This is a genomic window from Paenibacillus shunpengii (assembly GCF_042684905.1).
Lineage (GTDB): Bacteria > Bacillota > Bacilli > Paenibacillales > Paenibacillaceae > Paenibacillus > Paenibacillus shunpengii.
In genome coordinates, this window is the sequence record NZ_JBHUMJ010000004.1 from 468,666 (window position 1) to 482,178 (window position 13,513).

A 13,513-nucleotide genomic window follows, 5' to 3' on the forward strand; every position below is an offset into this window, starting at 1 on the left:
GGAATAATGGAAGGCAAGACGGGTCTGTACGCTGTACTTTATGAATTCGCATAAAAAAGCTCTCTTCCCCTGAGTACGAGAAGAAAGCTTTCTAATGAGCAACTCGGTATTGATTATCCATATAATAGAGGCTCAATAACAATCAATAGAGTAGATGCAATCATAGCAATGAGCATGAGATAGACAATGATTTTGAACCATTTTTTCTGCTGCATTCATTAAAGCTCCTTTATAAATTGAATGTTGTGAATCTGTTTTCATATATTTTGTTATTATGAAATTGATTCGTATAATAAAGTCTATTGTAACGTATCTGCACTTGTTGTGGAAGTCATTGAAGAAGGGAAGTTAACCATGATTAAACAGGAACGGATTGTGGAAGAATTTATTGAGCTTGTCCAGGTGGACAGTGTTACTACACATGAACAAAACATAGCCAAAGTGTTGACAGACAAATTTAGTAAGCTGGGACTTGAAGTCGCAGAGGATCAATCTAAAGAGCGTACAGGACATGGAGCCGGTAATCTGATTGTGACATGGAAGGCACAAGGCGTGCAGTCAGCACCGAACATATTTTTTACCTGTCACATGGACACGGTAGCTCCTGGTGTAGGCATTAAACCTGTCGTATCCGAAGATGGTTATATTCGCAGCGATGGAACGACCATTCTCGGCGCTGATGATAAGGCCGGAATTGCTGCCTTGTTTGAAGCGATTCGCGTCATTCAGGAAAATGAAATTCCTCACGGACAGATTCAATTCGTCATTACAGTTGGAGAAGAATCGGGTCTTATTGGAGCAAGAGGCATGGAGCGAGATGCAATTGACGCGGAGCTGGGCTTTGCTCTGGACTCCACTGGAGAAGTAGGCGGTATATGTGTATCTGCACCGGCTAGGGCTCAGATCAAAATGAAGATCACGGGCAAATCCGCGCACGCCGGCGTTAATCCGGAGGATGGAATCAGCGCCATTCAAGTCGCTGCTAAATCCATAGCGGCCATGAAGCTGGGGCGTATCGATCATGAAACAACCGCTAATATTGGCAGCTTCTCGGGGGGCGGCCCGCTGAACGTTGTGTGCGATTATGCGGAGATTGCTGCCGAAGCGAGAAGCATTGTGCAGAGTAAAGTAGAGCAGCAGGTGGAGCACATGCGCGAATCTTTGCTTAATACCTGCCGTGAGTATGGTGCAACAGGCGTATTTGAGAGCGAAATTGCTTATCCTGCATTTAAGCTGACGGAACAAGATGAGGTAGTACAGCTCGCTGCTGCTGCAATCGAGAGCACTGGGTTGAAGCCGGAAACCTTCCCATCCGGCGGCGGCAGCGATGCCAATATCTTCAATGGATTTGGAATTCCAACCGTCAATCTTGCTTTGGGCTATGAGGATATCCATACGACAAACGAACGAATTAAGGTAAGCAGCCTTGTTGATGCAGCGAAGGTTGTTGTATCCATCGTGCAGGAAGCAGCTAAACGTTAATCCATTTTTTTGTTCATGCAGGTCTGGATAGGAATATTTCCTTCCAGGCCTTTTTGAAAGTATTCGAGAAAACTCAGGTTCTCGGGATAGCTCCGATCACTTCTTAATCGTTTGTATAAGCGGGGGAACGTCTTGTCTGCCCTTCATGAGCTCTTTGAGATGGGTTTCAGGTCCGTAATCTATAATCCAATGATTAAGTGTCTTTTTTATTTGATCTGCTTGTCCAATCATAAACAAGCCATTATTTGTTTTATAGCTCTTCATAAGGTGGGCCACTCCTTCAAATTAGGGTTATTATTACACCGTATGCCCACCGCCTTTAAACTATACACATGATTTAACGCCAGAGGAGGTCTTTATTTTGAAATCAAATCCGTACTTGAAACACCCGACATCGAATCCCGCACTGGTAGAAGAAACCATTTCAAGCAAAGAAATTTTTGACGGCAAGATCATTTCACTCCAGGTAGACACCGTAAAGCTGCCAAATGGACAGACCGGAACACGTGAGATTATTAAGCATCCTGGGGCTGTCGCTGTACTTGCGCTCAAGGGGGATAAGATGCTTGTTGTAGATCAGTACCGGCAAGCGCTTGGCAGGACGCAGGTTGAAATTCCGGCAGGCAAGCTTGATCCTGGAGAAGACCCGATGGAAGCAGCTGGAAGAGAGCTGAGGGAAGAGACAGGGTATCATGCTCAGGAGCTCAAACCGCTGCCGGCGTTTTATACTTCACCAGGCTTTGCAGATGAGGTCATCTATTTATTTATGGCAGATCATCTTGAGGCAGGCCGTATGCAGCTGGATGAGGATGAATTCCTGGAAGTGATCGAGGTGACATTGGATGAAGCCTATGAGCTGATCCGGGAAGGCCGCATCAGTGATGCCAAGACGATTATTGCGGTATATGCATGGCACTTATATCAGCTGACAGGGAAGATATAACTCATGAATCAGAACGTAATAAAGACGGATCCTGCGCTGTCTACATTCTACGCTGATCTTCATATTCATATCGGAAGAACCCGTTATGGTGATGCAGTGAAAATTAGTGGAAGCCGTGATCTGACCTTTGTGGGCATTGCCAAAGAGGCAGCTGAGCGCAAGGGGATCGACTTAATTGGTATTATTGATGCCCATTCTCCTGTCGTTCAGCGGGATATTAGAGAGGCGCTGGATTCAGGTGAAATGACAGAGATGAATGGCGGAGGAATTGGTTATAAGGGTACAGTTATCCTGCTGGGAACTGAGCTGGAGGTGAGAGAGCCGGGGCGGAAAGAGTTCCATCTTCTCGCCTATTTCAGAACCTTGAAGGATATGGAATCCTTCACAGACTATCTTTCCCGCTATATGAAAAATGTGAATCTCAGCTCTCAGCGTGTGTACGTACCGGCACTGGAATTACAGCGAGAGATCATATCCCGCGGCGGCCTATTTGTCCCTGCACATATTTTCACTCCACACAAAGGAATCTACGGGAGTACGGCCCCTCGGATGGAAGAGGTGCTTGATTTAAGCCTGATCTCTGCCGTGGAGCTGGGACTTAGCAGCGATACTGAAATGGCTGGTTATATTAGTGAACTGGACCGATATCCTTTCCTGACGAATTCGGATGCGCACTCCCTTGCCAAGATTGGCAGAGAGTACAATGAACTGGCTATGGCCGAAGCATCATTCGATGAATTCAAGCTGGCACTTCAGTCACAAGCGGGACGCAGAATTAAAGCAAACTACGGACTTAATCCGCGCCTTGGCAAATATCACAGAACTTACTGTGCGCTCTGCAGCAGCATATTAGATGAAGAGCAAATCTCAGAAGACCGATGCCCCTATTGCGGAAGCATGAAGTTGATACACGGGGTGTTGGATCGTGTCCTGTCGATCTCGGATCGTGAAATCCCTCTAGTGTCTGAACATAGACCACCCTATCACTATCAGGTGCCTCTGGAGTTCATACCTGGTCTTGGAAAGGTGAAGCTCCGAATGCTGATTGAGGCCTTTGGTTCTGAGATGGCCATATTGCACCGTGTATCCGAGCTGGATCTGGCAAGCATCGTGGGTAACGAATTAGCCGGACTTATCGTTCGGGCAAGGAATGGTGAGCTTGGTCTATCCGCTGGCGGCGGAGGAACCTATGGAAGAGTCTCTCTGTAGATTTGATTATTAGAGTCATAGAGTAACGGACAATTTCATAGTGTAAGGTATGTAATGAGAAAGGGGACGACCTTAACCATGTTATTTCTCAAGCATACTTTCCGGGATCAAACTCCGCTCTATGTATTTGTCGCCGTTCTGTTTTTAGTCGGGGTCATTTTTGGTGCATTAATGGTGGGTGCGCTAACCCTTGATCAGCAGCAAGACCTGGCAGGGTATCTGGACAACTTTTTTGTGATGATGAATCAAGGAAATAGTTCAGGCAGCACATATATGGATATTGCGATGCTTCATTTAAAGTGGGTTGGTCTGATCTGGGTGCTGGGTCTGTCCGTTATCGGACTACCGGGTATACTAATATTGGATTTTCTAAAAGGGGTTCTTATCGGATTTACTGTCGGCTACATGGTGGGTCAGTATTCCTGGAAAGGCCTTCTTCTCGCCATGGTCTCTGTAGCACCGCATAATCTGTTCATCATACCTGTCATTCTTATTTGCAGTGTGGCAGCGATCACCTTCTCGCTTCATATGATCAAGAGCCGTTTCTTCATGAACAGAAGCCGCGGTGTCAAGCGACCGCTGACCAGCTATATCGGGCTAACGATTGCCATGGCCGGATTAATGCTTGCTATTTCATCTTTTGAGACTTGGGTAACGCCTCTCCTTATGCAGTGGGTTGCACCTCTGTTCGTATAATGTGACAAGTTGAACAGCCCTCTCTCTCATCGCTTGATATAGTTGACTTTATTAAAGATGAGACCCTATAATAATACAAGTGAGTTTTCGATCATGATGCAGTGATTTCCTAGGGGGAGGGAGAAGATGGAAGCACGAATCGAGAAAATAAAGCAGCAGTTACAATCCCAAGGCTATAAATTAACGCCCCAGCGGGAAGCCACGGTAAGAGTCTTGCTAGAAAATGAAGAAGATCACTTGAGCGCAGAAGACGTGTTTATGCTCGTCAAGGAAAAAGCTCCCGAAATCGGTCTTGCTACCGTATATCGAACCCTTGAGCTGCTAAATGAGCTGCATGTCGTTGAGAAGATTAACTTTGGTGACGGAGTAGCACGCTATGATTTGCGCGGTGATACGAACAAGCATCATCATCACCATTTGATATGCGTTCAATGCGGCAGCATGGATGAGATACGCGAAGATTGGCTGGGACCGCTTGAAGAACGCCTGGAACGTGAGTTTAATTTTACAGTTCTCGACCATAGGCTTGATTTTCAGGGGATATGTTTCCGCTGTAAAGACAAGAACGACCAGAAGCCTAATCAATAACATAAAGACTAGCAGATAATCAGACAAGCTCTCACCGGCTTTTGTTCGGGGGAGCTTTTTAGCGTTCTTATTCATAAATATGTGGGAAGCTTCTATTCTAAAGATATACATTTAGTTTGCCGTTAGGTAAGATGGAGATAGAGTGATATCAAGCCTGGTTTGCCTTGAAATTTCACGGCCGTCATAAAGCATGCGAATCGGTCATAGCCTAGACATAGCATGAGTGTAGGCTGGGAAGACTATCCGTGTGAGTAAAGGACAAGACGTGAATGAAAGGCGGGATAATTCATGATTTTTTCACTCCGCAGAATGTTTCGACTCGTTCGATTTCTTATTGTATTTGCTGCACTTGTATACATGTTCTATAATGTGTTCAATTTATTTTCTGGATGGATTACACCTGTGGATCACTACAAAATTCCAGAGGGAAATGCACTTAAAGTGTTTCATCATGAGGAAGGCACAGGCCTTGTTATGGAGAAGACAAGTATGCTTGAACGTCTGCGCTTCTTCTATTGGTATGGTGAATAAGGTGATGATCTAAGTCATAATGAAAATTTGTAGTAAGGGAGCGTAATAAAGCCGATGAGGAATTATGTGCAGCCTTACATGAATTATTTACAGGAGGACAAGGGGTCTTCCTTAAGTACACTGGAATCCTACAGACGTGATATAGAGCAATTTATTGGGTATATGGATAAGGAACAGATTACACAGGCTCAGGATGTTACCCGCAACCAAATTGTCCTATACATGGGATATTTGAAGAAGCAGAAGAAGGCAGCTTCAACAATTGCTCGTAATGTGGTGTCGATCCGATCTTTTTTCCATTATTTAATGTATCAGGGCGTTGTTCAAAAAGATCCGACCTATCATTTGGACTCACCCAAATTAGAGAAGTCTCCTCCCAAGATTCTTTCCATTGCAGAAGTGGACAGACTGCTGTCGCTGCCTGACTCTTCAACGCCGCCTGGGGCAAGAGACAAAGCCATGCTAGAACTGCTGTATGCCACAGGGATTAAAGTCTCTGAATTAGTACAGCTTAATGTGAAGGATTTAAATCCACAGCTGAAGTTTTTGAGAACTGGCAGCAACAGTGCCAAGGAGCGGGTAATCCCTATAACAGGGATCGCCGCCCAAGCGACAGCGGAATACGTAAATCATGCCCGGAGTGCGCTGTTGAAGGCGAATGGAGAAGAAGAGGCACTATTCGTGAATACGAACGGAGCAAGACTGACCAGGCAGGGAATCTGGAAGATGATTAAGAAGTACGCTGAAGGTGCTGGACTTGCGGAAGGAAGAATTACACCGCATACGTTAAGACATTCCTTCGCAGCTCATCTACTGGAGAATGGGGCCGATCTAAGATCGGTACAGGAAATGATGGGGCATGCAGATATTTCAACGACCCAAATGTACAGCCATGTGGTGAAACGAAATATGAAGGACGTATATGATCATTATCACCCGAGAGCATAATCGATGCAGGGCATTAGATTGAATTGATAGTAGAGAAAGGGGTATTACGTACATCATGACAAACGATAAACCTAGATTCAAACGCATATGCTTTATCGTACTTGACAGTGTTGGTATTGGAGCATTGCCGGATGCACCCGAATTCGGGGACGAAGGAGCGCACACACTAGGACATATATTGGAAAAGGTTCCCCATGTGAAGCTGCCCAACATGCAGAAATTGGGGCTTGGTAATATTGCCGAGATTCCTCCGCTTAGTCCAGTGGACGAGCCTCAGGCTTATTATGGCAAGATGAAAGAGGTATCGGCAGGTAAAGACACGATGACAGGCCATTGGGAGCTGATGGGTCTTAAGATTGACACGCCTTTTAATACATATCCTGATGGATTTCCTCAAGATTTGATTACCGAGTTTGAGAAGCAGACTGGCCGGAAGGTCATCTGCAACAAGCCCGCTTCGGGAACTGAAGTGCTCGATGAATATGGAGAAGAGCAGATGAAAACCGGGGCCTGGATCGTATATACTTCGGCGGATAGTGTGTTCCAGATTGCCGCTCATGAAGATATCATCCCTCTTGAGGAACTGTACAAAGCGTGCAAGATTGCCCGCAAGCTGACACTGGCTCCTGAGCATTCGGTGGGGCGTGTCATTGCACGTCCGTATGTCGGAGCTCCGGGCGCGTTTAAACGTACCTCTAACAGACATGATTATGCAGTCAAGCCGCCAGAGCCTACCGTCATGAATGCGCTGCATAGTGCAGGGTATGATGTCATTGCCGTTGGCAAAATTAATGATATTTTTGATGGTGAAGGTGTAACCGAAGCCTATCCGACGAAAAGCAATGAGCATGGCATTGAAGTCACGATTCAGCAGCTGGAACGGGATTTCAATGGTCTTTTGTTCACGAATTTAGTCGATTTTGATTCATTATATGGACATCGCCGAGATCCGGAAGGATATGCGGGTGCACTGGAAGTGTTCGATCAGGAGCTCCCTAAGATTATGGAGCGAATCAGTGAAGAAGATCTACTGATCATCTCGGCTGATCATGGAAACGACCCTATTCATCGGGGAACAGATCATACACGTGAGTATGTACCCGTTCTTATTTACAGCCCTGCTCTTAAGCAGCCGGGGGATTCGATTGGAGTACGGGAGACGTATTCGGATCTGGGTGCTACGATCTCCGATAATTTCGGGGCTTCCGCCCCACTTCATGGGGAGAGCTTCCTGAATCAATTGAAGTAAGAAGAATGGAAAATCAAGCAAAAGGGGCTATTTAGCAAAATGGTAAAAATTCTAACCCAAAGTATGGTACAAGAAGCAGCAGCTTATATTAAAGAAAAAACAAGTGTGATGCCCGAAATCGGGCTGATCCTCGGTTCCGGACTTGGTATTTTAGCAGAGCTTATTGAGGATGCGGTAGCGATTGCGTATGAAGATATACCTCATTTTCCGGTTTCTACGGTTGAAGGGCATGTTGGAGAACTGCTGATTGGTAATATACAGGGCCGTCCCGTCGTCATGATGAAGGGAAGATTCCACATGTATGAAGGCTACGGTCCAGAGGTGACTGCCTTCCCGGTTCGAGTTATGAAGGAGATCGGCGTTGAAAAAATGCTGGTGACGAATGCAGCAGGCGGTGTGAATACCAATTATCATGCGGGGGATCTCATGATCATCTCTGATCATCTGAATTTGACCGGCCGCAATCCGCTGGTTGGACCGAATGAGCCTGCTTTTGGTGTTCGTTTCCCGGATATGTCTGAAGCTTATAGTGGTAGACTACGTAACCTGGCTAAAACGACAGCTGAAGCACAGGGCTTTAACATTCAGGAAGGGGTATACGCAGGTCTTCTCGGCCCCAACTATGAAACTCCAGCCGAAATTGTGATGCTGCGAAAGCTTGGGGCTGATGCTGTCGGGATGTCAACCGTCGCAGAAGTCATTGTAGCCCGTCATACTGGTATTGAAGTGCTGGGTATCTCCTGTATTACGAACATGGCGGCTGGAATTCTGGATCAGCCTCTCTCGCACGATGAGGTTATGGAAACAGCAGAACAAGTTAAAGGGAAGTTCCTTGGATTAGTGATGGCACTGATCCCATACATGTAAATTTACGAAGAGGGGAAATAGACAATGAACCAAGTGAATACGACGATGTACGCTGGAAATATCGAGGAAGCCGCTGCATACATAACAAGCAAGCTGGGCAAATATTCTCCCAAAATCGGTTTGGTGCTGGGCTCAGGGCTTGGAGATTTGGGCGATCAAATCGAAGATGCCGTATATATTCCTTACGATGAAGTACCGCATTTTCCTAAATCTACCGTGGAAGGACATGCAGGACGCTTTGTGATCGGTCAGCTCGAAGGCAAGGATGTTATTATCATGCAAGGGCGTTTTCATTACTATGAGGGATATGACATGCGTACCGTTGTTATGCCCGTTTATGTCATGAAGAGACTTGGTATTCAGACTCTCGTATTAACGAATGCAGCCGGCGGCATGAACCGTGCCTTCAAGGCAGGAGATCTCATGCTCATCTCTGATCATATCAATATGACGGGTGCTAACCCGCTCATCGGACCAAATGACCCGAAATTGGGAGTGCGTTTTCCAGATATGTCAGCAGCATACGATCCTGAATATCGCATACTGGCGAAGGAGCTGGCTAAAGATATACAGGGTGAAGATGGATCCGTACTTGAGCTTCAGGAAGGCGTCTATTGTGGAATTAGCGGACCTACGTACTCAACGCCTAAAGAATCTACGATGTTTGCTCTGCTTGGCGGGGATGCGATCGGGATGTCTACTGTAGGCGAAGTCATCGCGGCAAGTCATGCGGGACTGCGTGTGCTGGGTATCTCCTGCATTACCGATATGGCGATTGGTGAAGAGCTTGAGCCGCTGACGCATGAGCAGGTTGTCGCTGTAGCGAACCGGACCAAACCGAAATTTATTGGACTAATTCGTGCATTTGTGAGCCGCGTGTAAGTCACTGATATTGTTAAAAATAAATGCAGCTAAAGGTGTGATCTGACGTATGAGAGCCGTTGATATCATTCAGAAGAAGCGAGATGGACAGGAACTGTCATCAGAGGAGATTTCCTATCTGATTCAAGGATACAGCCGTGGAGACATTCCGGACTATCAGATGTCAGCTTGGGCAATGGCTGTCTTTTTTCAGGGCATGACTGCCAAGGAAACCGGGGATTTAACGATGGCCATGGCAAAATCCGGTGATCAGGTGGACCTGTCTCCGATTGCAGGTATAAAGGTAGACAAGCATTCAACGGGTGGCGTGGGTGACAAGACGACCATCGTTCTTGCTCCTCTCGTGGCTGCAGCTGGTGTTCCGGTTGCTAAAATGTCCGGACGTGGACTAGGTCATACAGGCGGCACTTTGGATAAGCTGGAATCGATAACCGGATTTCAGATTGAACTGGATCAAGAGCAGTTCTTCAAGCAGGTTAATGAGGTGGGGGCCGCGGTCATCGGACAAAGCGGCAACATGGCTCCAGCAGACAAGAAGCTGTACGCATTAAGAGATGTGACGGCAACGGTTAATGCAATTCCGCTGATTGCCAGTTCAGTGATGAGTAAGAAGATTGCAGCAGGTGCAGACGCGATTGTACTCGACGTCAAGACTGGCAGCGGTGCGTTCATGAAGACGCTTGATGATTCAATCAAGCTGGCTGAAGCGATGGTGGATATCGGAACCCATGTGGGCCGTGAAACGGTGGCTGTTATCAGTGATATGGATCAGCCGCTCGGTCATGGCATCGGTAATGCCTTGGAGATTAAAGAAGCAGTAGAAACGCTGCAAGGGAATGGACCTGAGGATCTGGAAGAGGTAAGCCTGTTCCTGGCATCCCATATGCTGGTTCTTGGTGGCAAAGCAGAAACTGTTGAGGAAGCTCGCGAGAAATTGCGGGATATTCTATCTCAAGGGCTTGCGCTTGATAAGCTTAAGCAGATGGTCAAAGCGCAACAGGGAGATGTAAGTCAAATTGAGGATCTATCTCTTCTGCCGACCGCTAAGCGCACAATTGAAGTGAAGGCTCCAACGGATGGGTATGTGGCTGGGATTGAGGCTGAAGCCATTGGAATCAGTGCCATGCTGCTCGGCGCTGGCCGTGAAACGACCGATTCTGTCATTGATCATGCGGTTGGAGTGACCCTTGTCAAAAAAGTCGGCGATCCAGTCAAGGCTGGAGAGGTGATCGCGATGCTTCATGCGAATGAAGGAAGCGACAGCAAGCTTCAGGAAGCAGAGCAGAAGCTTCAGCAGGCATACAAGATCTCAGAAGCTCCAGTGCCCGAACAACCGTTGATCTATGCCTTGGTGACGAAGGATGGAGTTCAGCGCTTTGTATGATTTATAAGTATAACGAATAAAAAGAAGCTGAAGGGCAATATCATTGTCCTTCAGCTTCTTTTTAATTCTGTTGATCATTCATTTCTTTTGATATATTTCTATTCCTCATATCTAGCACTCAGTTGCATCTTTCGTCGCAAATTTTCTGATCCCCTTCGATTTGAACGGTGGAATGCTGGATATGAAATTCCTGTCGCAGCATGTCTTTAGCTTGTCTTAATAGCAGATCTCGATCCGCCGAATTCGACACAACCAGATGAACAGTCAGCGCTGTATAATCAGAGGTTATTGACCAGCTGTGGAGGTCGTGAAGTTCAACTACACAAGGCAGACCAAGAAGCTTGCTGCGGATATCACTTAGATCTACGGATTCTGGCTTGCCCTCCATCAGTACATGCATGGAATCTTTGGTAATTCGATATCCACTGACAAGTATAAGGACGGCTACGAGCAGACTGGCGATGGGGTCGGCAATAGACCATCCGAAGAACATCATCAGAAGACCAGCTGCAATAGCTCCGATTGACCCTATTAAATCTCCCAGGACGTGGAGAAATGCACCCCTCAAGTTCAAATTTCCTTTGACATCACCACCTGTCATTAATACAACGGCTACGATGACATTAATGATCAGGCCAATCACGGCAATGGTCAGCATCCCCGTACTCGCCACTTCAGGTGGGGCAGCAAAGCGCTGGATCGCTTCCCAAATGATAGAAACCGAAATGACAAGCAGGGTTATCCCGTTCAGAAAGGCCGCGATGATCTCGAACCGCTTATAGCCATAGGTTTTTGAGCTGCTCGCTGATTTCTCACCAAATTTAAATGCAAAGAGAGCGAGTGCCAGTGCAATCCCGTCGCTTAGCATGTGTCCTGCGTCAGCAAGCAAGGCCAAGCTATGTGTAATGAGTCCTCCAACCACTTCAATCAGCATAAAGCCGGTGATAAGTAAAAAGGAGATCAAAAGAGCCTTTTTATTATTCGTATGAATATGAGAATGACCAGGCCCATGGCTGTGATTATGGCTATGATTATGACTGTGGATGTGATCATGGTTGTGATCGTGTTCATGATGATGACGCTGTTCGTGAGCAGGATGCTCATCATGGTCATCTTGATGTGTATGCTTCATCGTCATTCCTCCGAGTGAAAATTTCTATGATAAGTGCTGCAGATGATAGTTAATCTAATTACCTTACCCATGACCTGTAATTCTATGTAAGAGCAAAAGTACCTATAGAGAAGCTGTTCATCTAAACTTACTTACCCCCTATGTGACGTTCGATATCTTGTAATTGAAGGAACTGCTATTTTTCATAGACAGACGAATCAATTTCATAATACCTTTATCTGCTTCAATCAAGAGTATATATAGTTTCAATTCTACCTTTTTAATGATTTATGAAATTGATTCAAACAAGGAATAATTTGGAGGATTCCTGACGACAATGATTAGCAGTATAACGAATCAAGCTATCAAGCTACAATGTAGCATTCACATGAGGAGGATAATATTGCCATGAATCAAGGAGTTAGGCTGCTCACCGCTTTAATACTGTCGGCCGCACTGATCGTTCCAAGCAGCATATATGCAGAAGAGCCTGTAGGGCCGCAAACGGAGAAGACAACCCCGGCAGTGGATCTTGCGCAAAACGCAAAATCAGCGGTCATGCTGGATGCGGATACGGGAACGATTATTTATGAGAAGAACGGCCATGAGAAACTGCCACCTGCCAGTATCACAAAGATTATGACCATGCTGTTAACAATGGAAGCCATTGATTCCGGTAAGCTGAAGTGGACTGACAAGGTTCGAGCGAGTGAATATGCATCTTCCATGGGTGGATCTCAGATCTTTCTGGAGCCGGGCGAAGAGATGACCGTGGATGAGATGCTAAAAGGCATTGCCATGGCATCCGGCAACGATGCTTCCGTAGCAATGGCCGAGAAAATTGCCGGCTCTGAAGAAGCATTCGTGCAGATGATGAACGATCGGGCAAAAGAGCTCGGCATGAATGATACCCATTTTGCCAATTGCAATGGTCTCCCGGTAGAGAATCATTATTCTTCAGCACATGATATTGCTATTATGAGCAGAGAGCTGCTTAAACATAAAGATATTACCAAATATACCGGCGCTTATCAGGACTACCTGCGAAAAGACAGTGCCAAGCCGTTCTGGCTCGTGAATACGAACAAGCTTGTACGTTTCTATACCGGTGCTGATGGCCTAAAGACAGGCTATACCTCGGAAGCGAAATTTTGCTTATCCGCCACAGCAATGAAGGATGGTATGCGTGTCGTCGCCGTCGTGCTGGGTGAGCCGAATACGAAGACGAGAAACAGCGAAGTGTCGAATATGTTCGATTACGCCTTTTCACAATATACGATGAAGCCTATTTATAAACAAGGGGACGTTATCGGTAAAGTGAATATTGAGAAAGGAAACATCAAAGAGCTGGAGCTGGTGGCTGATGTACCTTACAGAGTGCTGATGAGAAAAGGCAGCGCCGGGGAGACGACGCAGCAGCTGACCGTCCCTACCGAAATCAAGGCCCCGATCAAAAAAGGTCAGGTGCTGGGCAAGCTTGTAGTATCTCAGGATAACAAGGTGCTCAAGGAGTTTGATATTACAGCAGCGGTGGACGTTGAAAAAGCAAGCTTCTGGAAGCTCTTTAAACGGACAACCTCTGATCTTTTCCGCTAAAATAAGCAGCTTTGTTGATTCATGAGA

15 protein-coding genes are annotated in these 13,513 nt (G+C 46.3%); 12 read left to right on the forward strand and 3 right to left on the reverse strand.

Translation table 11 applies throughout. From position 1 onward, the window contains the following. Positions 1-113: 113 nt before the first annotated feature. Complete coding sequence (gene prli42, locus ACFSVM_RS18560) at positions 114-215, reverse strand: stressosome-associated protein Prli42 (RefSeq protein WP_090723921.1); 102 nt, start codon at positions 213-215, stop codon at positions 114-116. 139 nt (positions 216-354) lie between these two features. Here prli42 and ACFSVM_RS18565 point away from each other — a divergent pair, with 139 nt between their 5' ends. Continuing rightward, positions 355-1,482, forward strand: coding sequence for a M20/M25/M40 family metallo-hydrolase (locus ACFSVM_RS18565; protein WP_090723923.1), 1,128 nt, complete (start codon positions 355-357; stop codon positions 1,480-1,482). Between the two features lie 96 nt (positions 1,483-1,578). On the opposite strand, the gene ACFSVM_RS18570 is transcribed toward ACFSVM_RS18565, so the two are convergent. Next, on the reverse strand, positions 1,579-1,746 hold the full coding sequence (locus ACFSVM_RS18570; protein WP_143042077.1) for a Z-ring formation inhibitor MciZ: 168 nt from the start codon (positions 1,744-1,746) through the stop codon (positions 1,579-1,581). Positions 1,747-1,843: 97 nt separating this feature from the next. Between ACFSVM_RS18570 and ACFSVM_RS18575 the strand changes: the two genes are divergently transcribed. The 10 genes from ACFSVM_RS18575 to ACFSVM_RS18620 all read left to right on the forward strand — a co-directional run bounded on the left by ACFSVM_RS18575 (position 1,844) and on the right by ACFSVM_RS18620 (position 10,779). Beyond that, positions 1,844-2,425, forward strand: a complete 582-nt coding sequence (locus ACFSVM_RS18575) for an NUDIX domain-containing protein (protein WP_177178668.1) — start codon at positions 1,844-1,846, stop codon at positions 2,423-2,425. 3 nt (positions 2,426-2,428) lie between these two features. Then, a complete protein-coding gene (locus ACFSVM_RS18580) occupies positions 2,429-3,634 on the forward strand; it encodes an endonuclease Q family protein (RefSeq protein WP_090723925.1) in 1,206 nt (401 codons plus the stop codon). 78 nt (positions 3,635-3,712) lie between these two features. Next, positions 3,713-4,330, forward strand: coding sequence for a stage II sporulation protein M (spoIIM, locus tag ACFSVM_RS18585; protein WP_076313074.1), 618 nt, complete (start codon positions 3,713-3,715; stop codon positions 4,328-4,330). A 126-nt stretch (positions 4,331-4,456) separates the two neighbouring features. Further along, entirely contained in the window at positions 4,457-4,918 is a 462-nt protein-coding gene (gene fur / locus ACFSVM_RS18590) for a ferric iron uptake transcriptional regulator (RefSeq protein ID WP_047911079.1), read from the forward strand. Between the two features lie 288 nt (positions 4,919-5,206). Beyond that, entirely contained in the window at positions 5,207-5,449 is a 243-nt protein-coding gene (locus tag ACFSVM_RS18595) for a DUF4227 family protein (RefSeq protein WP_076313073.1), read from the forward strand. 54 nt (positions 5,450-5,503) lie between these two features. After that, on the forward strand, positions 5,504-6,397 hold the full coding sequence (xerD, locus tag ACFSVM_RS18600; RefSeq protein ID WP_076313072.1) for a site-specific tyrosine recombinase XerD: 894 nt from the start codon (positions 5,504-5,506) through the stop codon (positions 6,395-6,397). A gap of 55 nt (positions 6,398-6,452) precedes the next feature. Beyond that, the gene (deoB, locus tag ACFSVM_RS18605; RefSeq protein ID WP_090723927.1) at positions 6,453-7,646 is read left to right on the forward strand and encodes a phosphopentomutase; all 1,194 of its coding nucleotides are present in this window, start codon (positions 6,453-6,455) and stop codon (positions 7,644-7,646) included. Positions 7,647-7,685: 39 nt separating this feature from the next. After that, positions 7,686-8,513, forward strand: a complete 828-nt coding sequence (locus tag ACFSVM_RS18610; RefSeq protein ID WP_379263813.1) for a purine-nucleoside phosphorylase — start codon at positions 7,686-7,688, stop codon at positions 8,511-8,513. Between the two features lie 24 nt (positions 8,514-8,537). After that, a complete protein-coding gene (locus ACFSVM_RS18615) occupies positions 8,538-9,395 on the forward strand; it encodes a purine-nucleoside phosphorylase (RefSeq protein WP_256209644.1) in 858 nt (285 codons plus the stop codon). Positions 9,396-9,444: 49 nt separating this feature from the next. Next, positions 9,445-10,779 (forward strand): pyrimidine-nucleoside phosphorylase, encoded by a 1,335-nt coding sequence (locus ACFSVM_RS18620; RefSeq protein ID WP_090723929.1) that lies wholly within the window; start codon positions 9,445-9,447, stop codon positions 10,777-10,779. A gap of 118 nt (positions 10,780-10,897) precedes the next feature. On the opposite strand, the gene ACFSVM_RS18625 is transcribed toward ACFSVM_RS18620, so the two are convergent. Next, a complete protein-coding gene (locus ACFSVM_RS18625; RefSeq protein WP_379263816.1) occupies positions 10,898-11,911 on the reverse strand; it encodes a cation diffusion facilitator family transporter in 1,014 nt (337 codons plus the stop codon). A gap of 387 nt (positions 11,912-12,298) precedes the next feature. On the opposite strand from ACFSVM_RS18625, the gene ACFSVM_RS18630 reads away from it, so the two are divergent. Further along, the gene (locus ACFSVM_RS18630) at positions 12,299-13,486 is read left to right on the forward strand and encodes a D-alanyl-D-alanine carboxypeptidase family protein (protein ID WP_379263818.1); all 1,188 of its coding nucleotides are present in this window, start codon (positions 12,299-12,301) and stop codon (positions 13,484-13,486) included. Positions 13,487-13,513 lie beyond the last annotated feature (27 nt).

Excerpts from the sequence above, each read along its gene's own strand:
- prli42 (WP_090723921.1), bottom strand. The coding sequence starts at position 215 with ATGCAGCAGAAAAAATGGTTCAAAATCATTGTCTATCTCATGCTCATT.
- ACFSVM_RS18565 (WP_090723923.1), top strand. The coding sequence starts at position 355 with ATGATTAAACAGGAACGGATTGTGGAAGAATTTATTGAGCTTGTCCAG.
- ACFSVM_RS18570 (WP_143042077.1), bottom strand. The coding sequence starts at position 1,746 with ATGAAGAGCTATAAAACAAATAATGGCTTGTTTATGATTGGACAAGCA.
- ACFSVM_RS18580 (WP_090723925.1), top strand. The coding sequence starts at position 2,429 with ATGAATCAGAACGTAATAAAGACGGATCCTGCGCTGTCTACATTCTAC.
- spoIIM (WP_076313074.1), top strand. The coding sequence starts at position 3,713 with ATGTTATTTCTCAAGCATACTTTCCGGGATCAAACTCCGCTCTATGTA.
- fur (WP_047911079.1), top strand. The coding sequence starts at position 4,457 with ATGGAAGCACGAATCGAGAAAATAAAGCAGCAGTTACAATCCCAAGGC.
- ACFSVM_RS18595 (WP_076313073.1), top strand. The coding sequence starts at position 5,207 with ATGATTTTTTCACTCCGCAGAATGTTTCGACTCGTTCGATTTCTTATT.
- xerD (WP_076313072.1), top strand. The coding sequence starts at position 5,504 with ATGAGGAATTATGTGCAGCCTTACATGAATTATTTACAGGAGGACAAG.
- deoB (WP_090723927.1), top strand. The coding sequence starts at position 6,453 with ATGACAAACGATAAACCTAGATTCAAACGCATATGCTTTATCGTACTT.
- ACFSVM_RS18610 (WP_379263813.1), top strand. The coding sequence starts at position 7,686 with ATGGTAAAAATTCTAACCCAAAGTATGGTACAAGAAGCAGCAGCTTAT.
- ACFSVM_RS18615 (WP_256209644.1), top strand. The coding sequence starts at position 8,538 with ATGAACCAAGTGAATACGACGATGTACGCTGGAAATATCGAGGAAGCC.
- ACFSVM_RS18620 (WP_090723929.1), top strand. The coding sequence starts at position 9,445 with ATGAGAGCCGTTGATATCATTCAGAAGAAGCGAGATGGACAGGAACTG.
- ACFSVM_RS18625 (WP_379263816.1), bottom strand. The coding sequence starts at position 11,911 with ATGAAGCATACACATCAAGATGACCATGATGAGCATCCTGCTCACGAA.
- ACFSVM_RS18630 (WP_379263818.1), top strand. The coding sequence starts at position 12,299 with ATGAATCAAGGAGTTAGGCTGCTCACCGCTTTAATACTGTCGGCCGCA.